At 63.1% G+C, this 18098-nt stretch carries 14 protein-coding genes; 7 read left to right on the plus strand and 7 right to left on the minus strand.

Features of this window, described 5'->3' with window-relative positions; genetic code table 11:
- Positions 1 to 150 precede the first annotated feature (150 nt).
- Entirely contained in the window at positions 151 to 1815 is a 1665-nt protein-coding gene (gene ettA, locus CXQ81_RS28555; RefSeq protein ID WP_007924767.1) for an energy-dependent translational throttle protein EttA, read from the minus strand.
- A gap of 285 nt (positions 1816 to 2100) precedes the next feature.
- Between ettA and CXQ81_RS28560 the strand changes: the two genes are divergently transcribed.
- The 5 genes from CXQ81_RS28560 (at position 2101) to CXQ81_RS28585 (ending at position 10644) form a co-directional block, all read left to right on the plus strand.
- Entirely contained in the window at positions 2101 to 5940 is a 3840-nt protein-coding gene (locus CXQ81_RS28560) for a bifunctional diguanylate cyclase/phosphodiesterase (RefSeq protein WP_101339180.1), read from the plus strand.
- A 239-nt stretch (positions 5941 to 6179) separates the two neighbouring features.
- Complete coding sequence (gene glyA, locus CXQ81_RS28565; protein ID WP_007924771.1) at positions 6180 to 7433, plus strand: serine hydroxymethyltransferase; 1254 nt, start codon at positions 6180 to 6182, stop codon at positions 7431 to 7433.
- Between the two features lie 354 nt (positions 7434 to 7787).
- On the plus strand, positions 7788 to 9101 hold the full coding sequence (locus tag CXQ81_RS28575; RefSeq protein WP_009045724.1) for a C4-dicarboxylate transporter DctA: 1314 nt from the start codon (positions 7788 to 7790) through the stop codon (positions 9099 to 9101).
- Between the two features lie 83 nt (positions 9102 to 9184).
- Entirely contained in the window at positions 9185 to 9889 is a 705-nt protein-coding gene (locus CXQ81_RS28580; RefSeq protein WP_007930042.1) for a FadR/GntR family transcriptional regulator, read from the plus strand.
- A 44-nt stretch (positions 9890 to 9933) separates the two neighbouring features.
- Positions 9934 to 10644 carry a GntR family transcriptional regulator gene (locus CXQ81_RS28585; protein WP_101339181.1) on the plus strand — a complete coding sequence of 237 codons (711 nt, stop codon included), beginning with the start codon at positions 9934 to 9936 and terminating at the stop codon, positions 10642 to 10644.
- A gap of 81 nt (positions 10645 to 10725) precedes the next feature.
- On the opposite strand, the gene yjiA is transcribed toward CXQ81_RS28585, so the two are convergent.
- The 3 genes from yjiA to CXQ81_RS28600 form a co-directional block, all read right to left on the minus strand.
- Complete coding sequence (yjiA, locus tag CXQ81_RS28590; RefSeq protein ID WP_053262749.1) at positions 10726 to 11697, minus strand: GTPase; 972 nt, start codon at positions 11695 to 11697, stop codon at positions 10726 to 10728.
- 151 nt (positions 11698 to 11848) lie between these two features.
- Positions 11849 to 12046 carry a YbdD/YjiX family protein gene (locus CXQ81_RS28595; protein WP_007930039.1) on the minus strand — a complete coding sequence of 66 codons (198 nt, stop codon included), beginning with the start codon at positions 12044 to 12046 and terminating at the stop codon, positions 11849 to 11851.
- A gap of 15 nt (positions 12047 to 12061) precedes the next feature.
- The gene (locus tag CXQ81_RS28600) at positions 12062 to 14128 is read right to left on the minus strand and encodes a carbon starvation CstA family protein (protein ID WP_007930038.1); all 2067 of its coding nucleotides are present in this window, start codon (positions 14126 to 14128) and stop codon (positions 12062 to 12064) included.
- A 209-nt stretch (positions 14129 to 14337) separates the two neighbouring features.
- Between CXQ81_RS28600 and CXQ81_RS28605 the strand changes: the two genes are divergently transcribed.
- Positions 14338 to 14799 (plus strand): isoprenylcysteine carboxylmethyltransferase family protein, encoded by a 462-nt coding sequence (locus tag CXQ81_RS28605; protein ID WP_101339182.1) that lies wholly within the window; start codon positions 14338 to 14340, stop codon positions 14797 to 14799.
- 53 nt (positions 14800 to 14852) lie between these two features.
- Complete coding sequence (locus CXQ81_RS28610) at positions 14853 to 15221, plus strand: PilZ domain-containing protein (protein ID WP_007930036.1); 369 nt, start codon at positions 14853 to 14855, stop codon at positions 15219 to 15221.
- Between the two features lie 25 nt (positions 15222 to 15246).
- Here CXQ81_RS28610 and CXQ81_RS28615 read toward each other — a convergent pair whose 3' ends face one another.
- Genes CXQ81_RS28615 through CXQ81_RS28625 form a run of 3 tightly spaced genes read right to left on the minus strand, consistent with a single transcriptional unit; the run spans position 15247 to position 17967 of the window.
- Positions 15247 to 15975, minus strand: coding sequence for a hypothetical protein (locus CXQ81_RS28615; protein WP_101339183.1), 729 nt, complete (start codon positions 15973 to 15975; stop codon positions 15247 to 15249).
- A 29-nt stretch (positions 15976 to 16004) separates the two neighbouring features.
- On the minus strand, positions 16005 to 17372 hold the full coding sequence (gene radA, locus CXQ81_RS28620; protein ID WP_007930034.1) for a DNA repair protein RadA: 1368 nt from the start codon (positions 17370 to 17372) through the stop codon (positions 16005 to 16007).
- Between the two features lie 46 nt (positions 17373 to 17418).
- The gene (locus CXQ81_RS28625) at positions 17419 to 17967 is read right to left on the minus strand and encodes an ankyrin repeat domain-containing protein (protein ID WP_101339184.1); all 549 of its coding nucleotides are present in this window, start codon (positions 17965 to 17967) and stop codon (positions 17419 to 17421) included.
- Positions 17968 to 18098: the final 131 nt, after the last annotated feature.

The raw sequence follows: 18098 nt of genomic DNA on the forward strand, positions 1-18098 counted from the left end.
CAATTGATATAAATTTTTCGCCATTTTCGGCATTTCACGCACCATTCAGGGGATCCGAATCGCCAGCAACGCCCCATGTTGGCGAACCCGAAAAACAGGCAAAAAAAAACGGAGCCCGAAGGCTCCGTTTCTTTCAAGCAACCGGCCCGATCAGGCCAGTTTCTTGTAACGAACGCGGTGCGGTTGGGCTGCCGCGTCGCCGAGGCGCTTCTTGCGATCGGCTTCGTACTCGGTGTAGTTGCCTTCGAAGAACACCGCTTGCGAGTCGTCTTCGTACGCCAGGATGTGGGTCGCGACACGGTCAAGGAACCACCGGTCGTGGGAGATCACAATGGCGGCGCCCGGGAAGTCCAGCAGGGCTTCTTCCAGGGAACGCAGGGTTTCGACGTCGAGGTCGTTGGACGGTTCGTCGAGCAGCAGGACGTTGCCGCCCTCTTTCAGGGTCAGAGCCAGGTGCAGGCGGCCACGCTCACCACCGGACAGGTCCTTGACGAACTTCTGCTGGTCGCCGCCCTTGAAGTTGAAGCGACCGACGTAGGTACGCGACGGGATCTCGTAGCTGCCGATGCGGATCTGGTCGGAACCGTCGGAGATCTGCTGGAACACCGTCTTGCTGCCGTCCAGGTCTTCGCGGCTCTGGTCGACGCAAGCCAGCTGCACGGTTTCGCCGACTTCGATGCTGCCCGAGTCCGGCGTTTCCTTGCCCATCAGCATGCGGAACAGGGTGGACTTACCGGCGCCGTTACCGCCGATCACGCCGACGATGGCGCCTTTTGGCATGGAGAACGACAGGTTGTCGATCAGCACGCGATCGCCGTAGCCCTTGGTGACGTTCTTGAACTCGATGACCTTGTCGCCCAGGCGCGGACCGGCCGGGATGTAGATCTCGTTGGTCTCGCTGCGCTTCTGGAATTCCTGCGATTGCATTTCTTCGAAGCGGGCCAGACGGGCCTTGGATTTCGATTGGCGAGCCTTGGCGCCCTTGCGCACCCACTCCAGTTCTTCCTTCATGGCCTTTTCATGGGCCGACTGCTGCTTGGATTCCTGGGCCAGACGATCGGACTTGGCTTCCAGCCAGCCCGAATAGTTGCCCTCGTAAGGAATACCGGCGCCGCGGTCGAGCTCGAGAATCCAGCCGGCGACGTTGTCCAGGAAGTAACGGTCGTGCGTGATCGCAACCACGGTGCCCGGGAAATCATGGAGGAAGTGTTCCAGCCAGGCCACGGAATCGGCGTCCAGGTGGTTGGTCGGTTCGTCGAGCAGCAGCATGTCCGGAGCGGACAGCAGCAGGCGGCACAGGGCCACGCGACGCTTTTCACCACCGGACAGGTGTTCGACCTTGGCGTCCCAGGCCGGCAGGCGCAGCGCATCGGCGGCGACTTCCAGCTGGCGTTCCAGGTTGTGGCCATCGCTGGCCTGCAGGATCGCTTCGAGCTTGGCCTGTTCGGCGGCCAGCTTGTCGAAGTCGGCATCCGGATCGGCGTAGGCCGCGTAGACCTCGTCCAGGCGCGCCTGGGCGTCCTTGATCACGCTGACCGCTTCCTCGACCACTTCACGCACGGTCTTGGTCGGATCCAGCTGAGGCTCCTGAGGCAGATAGCCGATGTTCAGCTCGGGCATCGGACGGGCTTCGCCCTCGAACTCGGTGTCGACGCCGGCCATGATTTTCAGCAGGGTGGACTTACCCGAACCGTTGAGGCCCAGCACGCCGATCTTGGCGCCCGGGAAGAACGACAGAGAGATGTTTTTCAGGATTTCCCGCTTCGGCGGAACAACTTTTCCCAGCCGATGCATGGTGAAGACGTATTGAGCCATGATGAACCTAGCGTCAGTGACTGATGAATGGAGAGCGGGCGAAGCCCGGGCCAGGCCATGCGCGGCGCCGGCATTTGATCGCGATCAATGCCTGCGTACGGAAAAAGCCTGATTGTCTGGAGCTGGAGCGCTCCCGCGTAACCGGCAAAGCTACCTCAATGGCCGGGCAAGGTCCAGCCAGCCGGGACTGGCACTTTGCCACAACTCAAGGCATGCTAGCCGCCCTTCGGGCGTCCGGCTTATAGTGCACGTCGCGCCAGTCCAGCCAAACCGCAGGATCACAGTTTGTCCAATGCCACTCCGCCCTTTTCCCTGCGCGCACCTGCACCTGCGTCCGGCTCGCCCCTGCGCGGCACCCTGAAAGGCGTGCTGGCGACCCTGGTCCTGCTGCTGCTCGCCCTGCTGTTCTGGCAACTGCTCGACCAACTGCAACAGACCCGCAAAGACCAGCGTCAACACGCGATCGACTACAACGCCGACCTGGCCGAGCACATCAGCCTCAACCTGGCACTCAATGCGCAGATCGCCCTCAACCTGCTGCCGATCGTCGAGCCGCCCCAGAATGCCGAACAGCAACAACTGCTGCTGAAAAGGCTGCAGCTGTCCCTGCCCGACCTGCAAAGCATCGCGCTGCTGGATGCCAAGGGCCAGCTCATCAGCGACAGTGGCGCCGACGGCCAGGACGCCGCATGGCTCGCCGAGCTGACCAGCCGCAGCCGCGGCCAGCGCTACTACTACAGCAACGCCACCAACGGCGCGCTGGTACAGCTGCTGTTGCACCAGCCCAGCGGCGCCCTCAAGAGTTACTGGGTGCTGCGCCTGGCACCGTCTTTCGTCCAATCCCTGGAGCCCAGTCCCGACCAGGGTTTTCACCCGACCTGGGTCATTGAAAACCGCCTGAACCAGAAAACCCTCAGCCGCGACGACGGCAGCAACACCCCGGTGAGCACCGACGACATCGCCAACAGCGTGCTGGTCGCGCCACTGGGCAATAGCGACTGGCAATTGCGCGGCCTGTTCGACGAGCGCGCGGTGATCGAGCAACTGTTGCCGGCGTTTATCGCCAAGTGCCTGCTGGGGCTGGCGTTTTCCCTGCTGCCGGTGATCGCGTTGCTGAACATGCGCCGCCGCCAGCGTCAGTTGCACGAAGGGCGTCGGCGCTATCAGGATATTTTCGAAGGCACCGGGGTCGCTCTCTGTGTCCTGGATATCTCCGGGCTGCCGGCGTTTCTCGACAAGGCGCAACTGCACGACAGCGAACAGCTCAAGGCCTGGCTGGAGCACAGCCCACAGCAGCGCCAGCTGCTGCTTGAAGAACTGCGCGTCACCGAGGTCAATCAGGTGGCCCTGCGGCTGCTCAACGTCGACTCCTGCGAGCAGGCCTGGAAACTGCTGATCGAAGGCAGCCCGCTCCACAACAGCGCCATCGGCAACCAGCTGCTGGAGACCGTGATCAACCAGCACAAACAGCTGGAGCTGGAAATCCGCCTCAGCGACGCCCAGGGCCACGACCAGCATCTGTGGCTGGTACTGCGCCTGCCGGAAGACCCCTGCGACTATCGCGCGGTGATCCTCAGCATCAGCGACATCACCAGCCGCAAGCTCATCGAGCTGTCGCTGCTGGAGCGCGAGGGTTTCTGGTCGGATGTGGTGCGCACCGTGCCGGACCACCTGTATGTGCAGGACGTCATCAGCCAGCGGATGATCTTCAGCAACCATCACCTGGGCCAGACCCTGGGCTACAACAAGACCGAACTGCACCAGATGGGCGAGTATTTCTGGGAAATCCTCCTGCACCCGGAAGACGCCGACCTCTATCACCGCCTGCGCCAGGAACAGCGGCATGCCGGCTACCTGCAGTTGCTGCAGTGCCATTTGCGCTTTCGCCACCGCAGCGGCCAATGGCGCTGTTTCGACATCCGCGAACAGGCCCTGGCGCGGGACAAGTACGACCAGGTCACGCGCATCATCGGCGTGGCCAAGGACATCACCGACCAGATCGAGGCCAGCGAATCCCTGCGCGACAGCGAACGACGCTATCGCATGCTCGCCGAAAGCATCAGCGACGTGATTTTCTCCACCGACAGTAAGATGGCCCTCAACTATGTCAGCCCCTCGGTGCAGTCGGTACTGGGTTATGACGTGGAGTGGATCTTCCAGAACGGCTGGCAATCGACCATCGCCAACCCGCAACAACTGACCGGCATCTACGCCCTGATGGAGCGGGTCAGCAAGGCCCTGGACAAGCCCGAGCAACTGGCACGCCTGCGTAACCAGGTGCAGACCCAGTTGTTCCTGTTCGACTGCCTGCGGGCCGACGGGCGCAAGATTCCGATCGAGTTGCGCCTGGTGCTGGTGTGGGACGAACACGGCGCTTTCGAAGGCGTGCTCGGGGTCGGCCGCGATATCAGCCAGCAGCGTCGCGCGGAAAAAGACCTGCGCATGGCGGCCACGGTATTCGAGCACTCGACCTCGGCGATCCTGATCACCGACCCGGCGGGCTACATCGTCCAGGCCAACGAGGCGTTCAGCCGGGTCAGTGGCTACGCGGTGTCCCAGGTGCTCGACCAGTTGCCGAACATGCTCACCGTCGACGAACAGCAGGAAGCCCACCTGCGCTATGTGCTCAAGCAGCTGCACCAGCACAGCACCTGGGAAGGCGAGGTCTGGCTCAAGCGTCGCAACGGCGAGCACTATCCGGCCTGGGTCGGCATCACCGCGGTGCTCGATGACGAAGGCGACCTGGCCAGCTACGTGTGTTTCTTCACCGACATCAGCGAACGCAAGGCCAGCGAACAGCGCATTCACCGCCTGGCCTACTACGACGCCCTGACCCACCTGCCCAACCGCACCCTGTTCCAGGACCGCCTGCACACCGCCCTGCAATCGGCGGAGCGGCAGAAGTCCTGGGTGGTGCTGATGTTCCTCGACCTGGACCGTTTCAAGCCAATCAACGACTCCCTGGGCCACGCCGCGGGCGACCGGATGCTCAAGGAGATGGCCACCCGCCTGCTCGATTGCGTCGACGATGACGACACCGTGGCGCGCATGGGCGGCGATGAGTTCACCCTGCTCCTGCAACCGCGGACCAGCCGCGAGATCGCCCTGAACCGGGCGATCCACGTCGCCGAACAGATTCTCGCCAGCCTGGTGAAGCCGTTCGTGCTCGAAGGCCGTGAGTTCTTCGTCACCGCCAGTATCGGCATCGCCCTGAGCCCGCAGGACGGCAACGAACTGAGCCAACTGATGAAAAACGCCGACACCGCGATGTACCACGCCAAGGAGCGCGGCAAGAACAACTTCCAGTTCTACCAGGCCGACATGAATGCCAGCGCCCTGGAACGCCTGGAGCTGGAAAGCGACCTGCGCCACGCCCTGGAACAGCAGGAATTCATCCTCTACTACCAGCCGCAGTTCAGCGGCGACGGCAAGCGCCTGACCGGCGCCGAGGCCCTGCTGCGCTGGCGCCATCCGCGACGCGGGCTGGTACCGCCGGGGGACTTCATCCCGGTGCTCGAAGAACTGGGGCTGGTGGTGGATGTCGGCGACTGGGTCATCAGCGAAGCCTGCCGCCAGCTCAAGGCCTGGCACCAGGCCAAGGTCCGGGTGCCGAAGGTCTCGGTGAACATCTCGGCCCGGCAATTCTCCGATGGCCAGTTGGGCATGCGGATCGCCACCATCCTCAAGGACACCGGCCTGCCGCCAGCCTGCCTGGAGCTGGAACTGACCGAAAGTATCCTGATGCGCGAAGTCAGCGAGGCGATGCAGATCCTCGACGGGCTGAAGAACCTCGGCCTGAGCATCGCCGTCGACGACTTCGGCACCGGTTATTCATCGCTGAACTACCTCAAGCAGTTCCCCATCGATGTCTTGAAGATCGACCGCACCTTCGTCGACGGCCTGCCGTCCGGCGAGCAGGACGCGCAGATCGCCCGCGCCATCATCGCCATGGCCCACAGCCTGAACCTGGCGGTGATCGCCGAGGGCGTGGAAACCCATGAGCAATTGGACTTCCTGCGCGAGCACGGCTGTGACGAAGTCCAGGGCTATCTGTTCGGCCGGCCGATGCCGGCCAACAGCTTCGAAGGGCAGTTCAGCAACGACGCACTGTTCATGTTCGATTGACCCCGGGCATCGCCATCCCTGTAGCCGCTGCCGCAGGCTGCGATAAGGCCGAAGGCCTTCAGTGGCCTCAAGAGCACGACCACTGCGTGGTCGATCACAGCCTGCGGCAGCGGCTACAGGACTCAGCCTGGGCAGCTCATGAACACCACTTGTCTGCGACATGATGTCCTTTCATATGCCATCTAAAACCCGTTGGGTTAGAATGCCCCCCTTTTCTGCCCCGATCCTTGAGGACCGCCATGTTCAGCCGTGATTTGACTATTGCCAAGTACGACGCCGATCTCTTTGCCGCCATGGAGCAAGAAGCTCAGCGCCAGGAAGAGCACATTGAGCTGATCGCTTCGGAAAACTACACCAGCCCTGCGGTGATGGAAGCTCAAGGCTCGGTGCTGACCAACAAATACGCCGAAGGTTACCCAGGCAAGCGTTACTACGGCGGCTGCGAATACGTCGACGTCGTTGAGCAGCTGGCCATCGACCGTGCCAAGGAGCTGTTCGGCGCCGACTACGCCAACGTTCAGCCGCACGCCGGCTCGCAAGCCAACGCCGCCGTTTACCTGGCGCTGCTGTCGGCTGGCGACACCATCCTGGGTATGAGCCTGGCCCACGGCGGTCACCTGACCCACGGCGCCAGCGTTTCCTCCTCCGGCAAGCTGTACAACGCCATCCAGTACGGCATCGATGCCAACGGCCTGATCGACTACGACGAAGTCGAGCGCCTGGCGGTCGAGCACAAGCCGAAGATGATCGTGGCCGGCTTCTCTGCCTACTCGCAGGTCCTGGACTTCCCACGTTTCCGCGCAATCGCCGACAAGGTCGGTGCCTATCTCTTTGTTGATATGGCTCACGTTGCGGGACTGGTCGCCGCTGGCGTCTACCCGAACCCGGTGCCTTTCGCCGACGTGGTAACCACCACCACCCACAAGACCCTGCGCGGTCCACGTGGCGGCCTGATCCTGGCGCGCGCCAACGCCGACATCGAGAAGAAGCTGAACTCCGCGGTATTCCCGGGCGCCCAGGGCGGTCCGCTGGAGCACGTGATTGCCGCCAAGGCCATCTGCTTCAAGGAAGCGCTGCAGCCTGAGTTCAAGGCCTACCAGCAACAAGTGGTGAAGAACGCCCAGGCCATGGCCGGCGTGTTCATCGAGCGCGGTTTCGACGTGGTTTCCGGCGGTACGCAGAACCACCTGTTCCTGCTGTCGCTGATCAAGCAGGAAATCTCCGGTAAAGACGCCGATGCCGCCCTGGGCAAGGCCTTCATCACCGTGAACAAGAACTCCGTGCCAAACGACCCACGCTCCCCGTTCGTTACCTCCGGCCTGCGCTTCGGTACTCCGGCTGTGACCACTCGCGGCTTCAAGGAAGCCGAGTGCAAGGAACTGGCGGGCTGGATCTGCGACATCCTGGCTGACCTGAATAACGAAGCGGTGATCGACGCCGTTCGTGAGAAAGTCAAAGCCATCTGCAAGAAGCTGCCGGTATACGGCGCTTAATTAGCAGAGCGTTACCTGAAAAGCCCGGCCTTCGCGCCGGGCTTTTTTTCGGCCGCGAATTGTCTGGCCCGGGGCCTGTAGCCGCTGCCGCAGGCTGCGATCGGCCGGCACGGCCGCGACACTCTGAAGATCGCAGGAAGGCCTTCGCCCTTATCGCAGCCTGCGGCAGCGGCTACAGGACCAGCACCACTGGTCAGACCGGTCATGCCAATTTTCGGATTTACCCTTGTATTCGCGGGAAAATCGGGCATAGACTGCGCCTGCACTGGACATACCGGTAAGACCACAATAATTAAGTCCCGAATCTGATGCGCTCCGCGCACGGCAGCCGGGACACCGACCAGGATTCCCCTCATGCTCAGATGGTGCTCGCGTTCGATTTTCCTCCAGGTAGTCCTCGGACTGATGCTCGGCATCGTGTGCGGACTGACACTCCCCGAATACTCCTCGCAACTCAAGCCACTGGGCGATGCCTTTATCAAGCTGATCAAGATGCTGATCGGCCTGATCGTCTTCTGCGTGGTGGTCAGCGGCATCTCCGGCGCCGGCGACCTGAAAAAGGTCGGACGCATCGGGCTCAAATCGGTCATCTACTTCGAAGTCCTGACCACCATCGCCCTGGTGATCGGCCTGGTCTTCGCCTTCACCACCGGCATCGGCAGCGGCGCCAATATCCATCTGGAACAGCTGTCCGCCGCCGACATGGGCGACATCGCCCAGCGCAGCCAGCACATGCACGGCACCTCCGAGTTCCTGATGGGGCTGATCCCCAACTCGGTACTGGGCGCCTTCGCCGAAAACAACATCCTGCAGGTGCTGCTGTTCTCCGTGCTGTTCGGCAGTGCGTTGAATCTGGTGGGCGAAGCCGCTTCCGGTATCTCGCGGCTGATCAACGAACTCAGCCACATCATCTTCCGCATCATGGGCATGATCGTGCGCCTGGCGCCGATCGGCGTGTTCGGCGCCATCGCCTTCACCACCAGCAAATACGGCCTGGACTCGCTGCAGCACCTGGGCAGCCTGGTGGGCCTGTTCTACCTGACCTGCTTCGCCTTCGTGGCGGTGATTCTCGGGCTGGTCATGCGCTGTTCCGGCCTGCGCATGCTGCCGTTCCTCAAATACCTGCGCGAGGAATTGCTGATCGTCCTCGGCACCGCCTCCTCCGACGCCGTACTGCCACAGATCATGCGCAAACTGGAGCACCTGGGCATCGGCAGTTCCACGGTCGGCCTGGTCATCCCGACGGGTTATTCGTTCAACCTCGACGGGTTCTCGATCTACCTGACCCTGGCCATCGTCTTCATCGCCAATGCCACCGGTACGCCGTTGTCGATGTCCGACCTGCTGACCATCCTGCTGGTATCGCTGATCACCTCCAAAGGCGCCCACGGGATTCCCGGTTCGGCGCTGGTAATCCTGGCCGCCACCCTGACGGCGATCCCGGCCATCCCGGTGGTGGGCCTGGTGCTGGTGCTGGCGGTGGACTGGTTCATGGGCATCGGCCGGGCGCTGACCAACCTGATCGGCAACTGCGTCGCCACCGTGGCGATCGCCCGCTGGGAAAAAGACATCGATATTCAACGGGCCAACAAAGTCCTGAGCGGCCAGCAGGGCTATGGTTTCCAACCGCGCAAGCCGCTGCCCGGCGCGCAGCAGCAGGAGTTCTGAGGCATGCCTTGTGCCTCTCGCCGGCAGGCACAACAATCAGCGCCTGCCATGGGCCTCATCCGCCATATTCCAGGGAGTGAACAGTGATCACCTCGTCAACGGTTGTAAATTCAGTGGTAGAAAAGCTGCGGGCGGCCTTGGCCCGTGGCCAATGGCGCTCCGGCGACATGCTGCCGGGACAACGTGAATTGGCCGAGCAACTGGGCATCAGCCGCCCGAGCCTGCGCGAGGCGGTGACTGTTCTGGAAACCCTGGGCCTGGTGCGCTCCATGCCCGGCAAAGGCGTGGTGGTGCTGGAGGCCAGCCTCAACGAACAACCGGCCAGCGACAGCGGCGTGGCGGGCGCCAGCCTCGAGGATGTGCTGCAACTGCGCTACACCCTCGAGCCGTTCATCGTCGGCCTGGTGGCGCAGTCCATCAGCAGCAAGGAAGTGGGCCAGTTGCGCCTGACCCTGATGGACATGCGCGAGGCCCTGGACGCCAACGACAGCGAAGCCGGGATGAACGCCTACATCGCCTTCCATGAAGAGCTGTTCACCCTGACCTCCAACCCGATCTTCCAGAACGTGGTGCAGCAGACCAGCAACGCCCTCAAGCAGAGCGCTGAGATCCTGCGCAACTCGCCGGAGCACCTGGCCGAACGCCTGGAAGAAAACGAAGCGGTGGTCCGGGCGATCCGCAACAAGAACAGCGCGCTGGCCAGTGCCGAAATGCGCCGGCACATCCTCAGGGAAGGCCAGCGCATGGGCATCGAGCTGAACATCCCGGACGACCATCTGGGCAACTAAGCCGCACAACACTTTCGTATCGGTAACCGGACTGGAGACAGGCCATGGCCAGCTACGCCTTGAACAAACTTGCATTCCCCCTCCCCGCTGCCCTGCCACGGCGCCGCAGCGGCGAGAGAAAACTGCTGGTCGACGATGTCTATCCGCAGATTTTCGATGCCATTCTCGAACAACGCATCGCCCCCGCCAGCCGGTTCACCGAGGACAGCCTCGGCGAAGTGTTCGGGGTCAGTCGCAGCATCATTCGCCAGGTCCTGGCGCGCTTGTCCCATCAACAGGTGATCATCCTGCGGCCCAACCACCGGCCTCAGGTGGCGGCTCCGGACCACGAGCAAACGCGACAGATCCTGCACGCCCGACGCCTGACGGAAATCACCCTGGTCAGGCTCGCCTGCCAGCAACCGGCACCGCGCAACCTCAAGCGTCTGCGGGAGCTGATCGCCGCTGAGCGCGATTGCATCGACCGCGGCTTGCGTGGCCCGGCGATCCGCCTGTCCGGCGAGTTCCACCTGCAATTGGCCGAGGTGGCTGGCAACGCGCCGCTGGCGCATTTCCTCGGCAGCCTGGTGCCGCTGACGTCACTGGCGATTGCCCACCATGAAACCCGCGCCTGCAGCCATTGCGCCTGGCAGGAGCACGCGGCGATTGTCGATGCCATCGAAGACGGTGACGTAAAGGCCGCGGTCGCCTTGATGACCGGGCACCTGGCTCACCTGGAGGAAAGGTTGCTCAAGGCCAGCGCGGTTCCACAGTAACCGGCGTTTCGCGAGCACGCTCGCTCCTGCAGACCGGAGCGGGCTTGTTCGCGATGACCTCGTGGCAAATGTGTAACGAAACTACTGCGCCGCCATCCGGGCGAATCCGGCACGGATCTTTTCTTCCGGCAGATCGTCGGCAATGAACACAATCACGCTCTCGCGCGCCTCGCCTTCGGCCCATTCGGTATCCCAGTCGAAACCGTACAGCTTGAGCACGCCCTGGAACACCAGGCGCCGTGGCTCGCCGGCAATGTTCAGCACGCCCTTGTAGCGCAGTAGCTGCTTGCCGTGTTCTTCCAGCAGTTCGTTCATGAACTCGCTGAGCCGGTCGATATCCAGCGGCGCGTCGGTGCGCAGCACCAGGCTGGAAATACGATCGATGGAAGGCGCCTTGCTCACCGGACGCAGGCTGACACCGCCGCCCAGGTCGGCATTCAGGTTGAAGCCTCGCACATCCAGCAGTTCGGCCAAATCGATGCGCCCATGCTCGACCACACGGATCGGCGCACGGCGGTTGATCCGGGTCAGGCGCTCGCTCAGCGCATTGAAGGTCTGCTCGTCCACCAGGTCGCGCTTGCTCACCAGCAGACGGTCGGCGAAGCCGATCTGGGCCTGGGCGATGGTCTGGGTCAAGTGGTGCTCGGCGTGCTTGGCGTCCACCAGGGTGATGATGCCGTCGAGGATATAGCGCTCGCGCAGCTCTTCGTCGATGAAGAAGGTCTGGGCCACGGGCGCGGGGTCGGCCAGCCCGGTGCATTCGATCACCAGCCGGTCGAAGGCGATCTCGCCGCTGTCCAGCCGTTCCAGCAACAGGTACAGCGCCTTGGTCAGATCGGTGTGGATGGTGCAGCAGACGCAGCCATTGGACAGCGTCATCACTTGCACCGGCTCGTCGCCCAGCAACTGGGTGTCGATACCGGCATCGCTGAATTCGTTTTCGATCACGGCGATTTTCAGACCGTGTTCGGCCTTGAGCAGGTGGCGCAGCAAGGTGGTCTTGCCGGCGCCGAGGAAACCGCTGAGAACGGTGACGGGGATTGGAGAGGACAAAAGCGGTTCTCCTGAAAAAATGGGAACGCAAAAACAACTGTAGGAGCGAGCTTGCTCGCGAAGAACTCAAGGACACCATGTGCGTTCAGAATGAACTCGGCGTCTTTACGTTTTTCGCGAGCACGCTCGCTCCTACAGAGGGACTAACGAATCAACAGCATTTTGGCCCGGCTTTGCCGCCGTATCGTGCTTCCTGGCGTTCCCGGAAGAACGCCTCATACGACATCACCGGCTTGTCCGGGTGCTTGGTCTGCATATGCTCGACGTAGTTGTCGTAGTCGGGCATGCCGACCATCAGGCGCGCGGCCTGACCGAGGTATTTACCGAGGCGACTCAGGTCATTGAACACGATTGCAGTCCTCGATCAAGCATCTGGCAGTGCATGGAATGGCGATTCTTTATCCGTGCGTTCTTTTTTACCCCAGGCGGAAATACCCACCTTGAGGGCGTAGAACAGGATGCTGAATACCACCAGCAGGAACAGCACCGTCAGCGTGGCGTTGGTGTAGGCGTTGAAGATCACGTGCTGCATCTGCGTGATGTCCTTGGCCGGCGCGAGGATCTGACCATTGGCCAGGGCATCGCTGTACTTCTTGGCCAGGGCCAGGAAACCGACTGCCGGGTTGGCGTCGAACAGCTTGATGAGGCCCGCGGTGGTGGTGCAGATCAGCAGCCAGGCGGCTGGCAGCAAGGTCACCCAGATGTAGCGTTGACGCTTCATCTTGATCAGCACCACGGTGCCGAGCATCAGCGCGATACCCGCCAGCATCTGGTTGGAGATGCCGAACAGTGGCCACAGGGTGTTGATGCCGCCCAGCGGGTCGATCACGCCCTGGTACAGCAGGTAACCCCAGAGGGCCACGCAGCCGGCGGTGGCGATCAGGTTGGCGGTCCAGGACTCGGTGCGTTTCAGGGCTGGCACGAAGGAGCCCAGCAGGTCCTGCAGCATGAAACGACCGGCACGGGTACCGGCGTCCACCGCGGTCAGGATGAACAGCGCTTCGAACAGGATCGCGAAGTGGTACCAGAACGCCATGGTGTTCTCGCCCGGCAGCACCGTGTGCAGGATCTGCGCGATACCGACCGCCAGGGTCGGCGCACCGCCGGCACGGGCCAGGATGGTGGTTTCACCGATGTCCTTGGCCACCGCTTGCAGGGCGTCCGGAGTGATGGCGAAGCCCCAGCTGCTGACCGTCTGCGCCACAGTGACCACGTCACCGCCGACGATGGCTGCCGGGCTGTTCATGGCGAAGTACACGCCAGGCTCGATCACCGAAGCGGCAACCATCGCCATGATGGCCACGAAGGACTCCATCAGCATGCCGCCGTAACCTATGTAACGGGCGTTGGTTTCGTTATCCAGCAGCTTCGGCGTGGTCCCGGAAGAGATCAGCGCGTGGAAGCCGGACACCGCGCCACAGGCGATGGTGATGAACAGGAACGGGAACAGGCCGCCTTTCCAGACCGGGCCGGTGCCGTCGGTGAACTGGGTCAGCGCCGGCATCTTCAGCTCGGGCATGGTGATCAGGATGCCGATCGCCAGGGCGATGATGGTGCCGATCTTGAGGAAGGTCGACAGGTAGTCGCGAGGCGCCAGGATCAGCCATACCGGCAGCACCGCGGCGACGAAACCGTAGCCGATCAGCATCCAGGTGATCTGTACGCCGGTGAAGGTGAAGGCCTTGGACCACACGGGATCCGCGGCGATCTGGCCCCCCAGCCAGATCGAGCCCAGCAGCAGGAGCACGCCGATGATGGAGATTTCACCGATGCGGCCCGGGCGGATGTAGCGCATGTAGACGCCCATGAACATCGCGATCGGGATGGTCGCCATCACCGTGAAGATGCCCCACGGGCTTTCGGCCAGGGCCTTGACCACGATCAGCGCCAGCACCGCAAGGATGATGATCATGATCAGGAAGCAGCCGAACAGCGCGATGGTCCCCGGGATCCGGCCCATTTCCTCACGGACCATGTCGCCCAGGGAACGGCCGTTGCGCCGGGTGGACATGAACAGGACCATGAAGTCCTGCACCGCCCCCGCCAGCACCACCCCGGCAATCAGCCAGAGCGTGCCGGGCAGGTAGCCCATCTGCGCCGCCAGTACCGGCCCCACCAGCGGGCCCGCGCCGGCGATGGCCGCGAAGTGGTGACCGAAGAGAATGTGCTTGTTGGTCGGAACGTAGTCCAGACCGTCGTTGTTGAGCACGGCGGGGGTGGCCCGGCGCGCATCGAGCTGCATCACGTTGTTAGCGATGAACAGGCTGTAGTAACGGTATGCGACCAGATAGATGGCCACGGCAGCGACCACGATCCACAAGGCGTTGATCGCCTCGCCGCGGCGCAATGCCACTACGCCGAGGGCGCACGCTCCTACGATTGCCAGCACCAGCCAGGGTAAGTGGCGTAGCGGGCTATTATTATTTTTCATTTTATTATTCCAGCCAGGGTGGACAAGAAAGACAGCCATCCGGAGTTTAGCGCTACTGGCCCCAAAGGCCACCCCCCACGTTGGTCTAGAGCGTCCTTTTGAGTTTTTTCCTAGGTTTTGCACCGCCTCGGTGCAAGCGTTCCCGGAGCACTGAACCACCCGAGCGAAAAAGCGGTCGCACCTGTAAGGACTCGTCGTCTGGAGTGCCCATGCCCGCGCCGCCCAATAGACCGCCGTTGTCACCACCGCTGCTGTATCTGCTGTTCCTGGTGGCGGCGCTGTCGCTTGCCGACGGTGTGCCCTTGCCGGTCCCGGTCAACGGCTGGCTGCGCACCCTGGCCCTGCTGTTGATTATCGGCGGCCAGGGCCTGTCGTTCTGGGCGATATGGCGTCTCAGGCAACGGCACACCACCACCAGCAATGCCGGCGAACCCCGGCGCCTGCTGTGCGATGGCCCGTTCGCAATCTCGCGCAACCCCATCAATCTCGGCGACACCCTGGGTTACTGCGCCATCGCCCTGTTGCTCGGCAGCCTGTGGCCGTGGCTGCTGTTGCCGCTGCTGATTTACCTGATGAACCTGACGGTGATCCGGCCGGACGAGCACCATCTGCTGGAGTTGTTCGGCGACCGCTACCGTGACTATTGCCGCAAGGTGCGCCGCTGGCTGTAGCGGGTTGGGCAAACCCGGGTCTATAGTCATTTCACCATGCAGAGGGGCTGCTCATGAGCGAACACCATTCCGATCGTCGCCGTTTCAAACGCATCGCCTTCGATGCCCGTACCGAACTGAGCCAGGGCCCTTATCGCTGGTCCGTGCAGTTGGTCGATCTCTCGCTCAGGGGCATGCTGATCCAGCGCCCCGATCCCTGGCTGGGGGACGAAAGCCAGCCGTTCGAAGCCGATATCCATTTGAGCGATGACGCCGAAGTACGCATGGACGTGCGACTGGCGCACGACGATCACGGTCAGTTGGGCTTCGTCTGCCTGCATATAGACCTGGAGTCGATCGAACATCTGCGCCGGCTGATCGAACTGAATCTCGCCGACCCGCAGGAGCTGGAGCGCGAGCTGGGGGCGCTGCTGGAGGTTTGAGCGCCCGCCTCTTCCCGTCAGCCGTTCAGGGGAACGCCGAGGGCTCGGGAAATTCGCTTTCCATATCCCAATAACCGGGCTGTTGCCGACTGGCGGCGGTCCACTGCCCGTCCACCCAGCGATAAATCCGGTAGGTGGTCACAAAATCGTCACCCTCGCTGGCAGGCGCCGAAGACACCTGGGCGATCGACTCGGTAGCCCCCGATGCCGATGGAAGTATCCGCCAGGCCGCCTTGCCGGTCTGGGCCATCGCCAGCGGGCGCTGCTCCCCGTTTTCGTCCCGATACAGTACGGGCTCCAAGCGGCTTTGCGTCGGTGCCAGGATCTGCGTGGCCGGGCCGCTATAGCTGCCCATTGGGGCCGTCTGATCGACGGTGAGGAAAAACGCCGGGTATGGCAGGCCACTGAGCGGCGCCTTCTCCACCTTCGCCAGCGGGTAGCCCAGGGACTGCTCGGCCAGCACTTCGCCGACCTCCGACACCAGACGCACCCGAGCCTCCAGCTGCGGCTGGTGCTCGCTGTCCGTCGACTCGTCGAAAGTTTCCTCGTCCAGGCCGCTGCCCCAGCTCTGCGCATGCAATTGCGCGGTGATGCGTCGGTCTTCCAGCACCTCGAGCACCGTGCCGTCGCCGACCAGCAGTTCCTGGGCGATCCGATAGCCGTGCGGCGCATCTTCCTGGCTGGCCACAGCCAGGCCGCTTACCCAAAATAGCGTAAAACCAAGGGCGCCAAGGCCCGCTCCTGTCATCTGCATCAACTGCTTCCTTTCAGTGGCACAAGGGGTCATTCGAACAGCGCATCCAGCGCCTGCTCCAGACGGGTTACCGCAATGATTCGCAAGCCCGGCGGTGGCTCTTTAGGGGCATTGCCCTTGGGCACGATGGCCCGTTTGAAGCCGTGCTTGGCCGCTTCCTTGAGGCGCTCCTGGCCGCTCGGCACCGGGCGCACTTCACCAGACAGGCCGACTTCGCCGAACACCAGCAAGTCGTGGGGCAAGGGCCGATTGCGCAGGCTGGACATCACCGCCGCCATCAGCGCCAGGTCGGAGGCGGTTTCCAGCACCTTGACCCCGCCGACGACGTTGAGGAACACGTCCTGATCGTGGGTCGGAATGCCGCCGTGGCGGTGCAGTACCGCCAGCAGCATCGCCAGGCGGTTCTGGTCCAGGCCCAGGGTAACCCGCCGCGGGTTGGCCAGGTGGCTGTCATCCACCAGCGCCTGGACTTCCACCAGCATCGGCCGGGTGCCTTCCCAGGTAGCCATGACCACACTGCCCGGGACTTCTTCCTGGGCACGGGTGAGAAAGATCGCCGAAGGATTGGAAACTTCTTTCAGGCCGCGGTCGGTCATGCCGAACACGCCCAGTTCGTTGACCGCGCCGAAACGGTTCTTCACCGCCCGCAGCAAGCGCAGACGGCCGTCGGATTCACCTTCGAAATACAGCACGGTGTCGACCATGTGCTCGAGGACCCGCGGCCCGGCCAGCGCACCCTCCTTGGTCACATGGCCCACCAGGAAGATCGCCGTGCCGCTCTGCTTGGCGTAACGCACCAGCAGCGCCGCGCTCTCGCGCACCTGGGAAACACCGCCGGGGGCCGATTGCAGTTGCTCGGTGAAGATGGTCTGAATCGAGTCGATCACCATGACCTTGGGCTTCTCCTGCCGGGCCGTGGCGATGATGGTTTCGATACAGGTTTCGGTCATCACCCGCAGCTGGTCCTGGGGCAGGCCCAGGCGCCGGGCGCGCATCGCCACCTGTTGCTGCGATTCCTCGCCAGTGACGTAGAGCGCCGGCATGCGGGTGGCGATGTTGCACAAGGTCTGTAACAAAATGGTCGACTTGCCGATCCCCGGGTCGCCACCGATCAGCACCACCGAACCGTCGACCAGGCCGCCGCCGAGCACCCGGTCCAGTTCGCCGGAAGCCGTGGAAAAACGCGGGATCTCTTCGACGCTGACTTCGGCCAGGGTCTTGATCTGCGCCTGCTGCCCGGCCCAGCCGGTACGACCGCTGGGGGCCGCGGCACCGCCGCTTTCCACCATGGTTTCGGTCAGGGTGTTCCAGGCCCCGCATTCGCCGCACTGGCCGGCCCATTTGGGAAAGGTTGCGCCGCACTCGGTGCAGCCGTACATGCGCTTGGCCTTGGCCATCTGATCCCCCGGGCAAAAACCGCGATGATAGCTCAGCTGGAGCGGATCAGCGCGGCGCCACCGTGCGGATTTCGCCCTCGGCCAGACGCGTGGCGCTGTTGCCCAGCGAGTCCTCGGCATTCAGGTCGGCGCCCTTGGTCGCCAGGGCGTCGAGCAGCTCCACCCGCTTGAACAGCCCGGCGTACATCGCCGCCGTCTGGCCGGCGCCGTTGCGCTGGTCGGGGTTGCAGTCGGTGGCCAGCAGGCGCCGGGCGATCTTCACTTCGCCCTTGAAAATGGCGCCCATCAGCGCCGTGTTGCCCCTTTTATCCTGCACGCAGGCGTCGGCACCGGCGGCCAGCAAACGCTCCACCGCCGGCCCCTGGCCGTGATATGCCGCGAGGATCAGGGCGGTGTAGCCCTTCTCGTCCTGGGTATCGAGGGAATAACCGGCCTCGATAAAGGTATTGAGCATCTCGACGTCGCCGCGACGGGCCGCATCGAAGTAGTAATTCTCTAGTTGGACCTTGACCGCCACCGGGTCCGTGGGGGCCGGTGGCTGCGCATGAGCACCCAGCGAGCAGGCGGCCAGCAGCAGCGAAATGAACAGGCGCATGGTGCGACTCCCTTGTCTCAAAGATTCTGTAGGAGCGAGGCTTGCCCGCGATGACTTCAGCCCGGGCAAATACGCTCGTCAGTTAGAACGCCATCACCGGTATTGAGGCCGCTTTGCGGCCTTTCGCGGGC

It is taken from the genome of Pseudomonas sp. 09C 129, assembly GCF_002843625.1.
Lineage (GTDB): Bacteria > Pseudomonadota > Gammaproteobacteria > Pseudomonadales > Pseudomonadaceae > Aquipseudomonas > Aquipseudomonas chlororaphis.

Excerpts from the sequence above, each read along its gene's own strand:
- ettA (WP_007924767.1), bottom strand. The coding sequence starts at position 1,815 with ATGGCTCAATACGTCTTCACCATGCATCGGCTGGGAAAAGTTGTTCCG.
- glyA (WP_007924771.1), top strand. The coding sequence starts at position 6,180 with ATGTTCAGCCGTGATTTGACTATTGCCAAGTACGACGCCGATCTCTTT.
- CXQ81_RS28575 (WP_009045724.1), top strand. The coding sequence starts at position 7,788 with ATGCTCAGATGGTGCTCGCGTTCGATTTTCCTCCAGGTAGTCCTCGGA.
- CXQ81_RS28585 (WP_101339181.1), top strand. The coding sequence starts at position 9,934 with ATGGCCAGCTACGCCTTGAACAAACTTGCATTCCCCCTCCCCGCTGCC.
- CXQ81_RS28600 (WP_007930038.1), bottom strand. The coding sequence starts at position 14,128 with ATGAAAAATAATAATAGCCCGCTACGCCACTTACCCTGGCTGGTGCTG.
- CXQ81_RS28605 (WP_101339182.1), top strand. The coding sequence starts at position 14,338 with ATGCCCGCGCCGCCCAATAGACCGCCGTTGTCACCACCGCTGCTGTAT.
- CXQ81_RS28610 (WP_007930036.1), top strand. The coding sequence starts at position 14,853 with ATGAGCGAACACCATTCCGATCGTCGCCGTTTCAAACGCATCGCCTTC.
- CXQ81_RS28615 (WP_101339183.1), bottom strand. The coding sequence starts at position 15,975 with ATGCAGATGACAGGAGCGGGCCTTGGCGCCCTTGGTTTTACGCTATTT.
- radA (WP_007930034.1), bottom strand. The coding sequence starts at position 17,372 with ATGGCCAAGGCCAAGCGCATGTACGGCTGCACCGAGTGCGGCGCAACC.
- CXQ81_RS28625 (WP_101339184.1), bottom strand. The coding sequence starts at position 17,967 with ATGCGCCTGTTCATTTCGCTGCTGCTGGCCGCCTGCTCGCTGGGTGCT.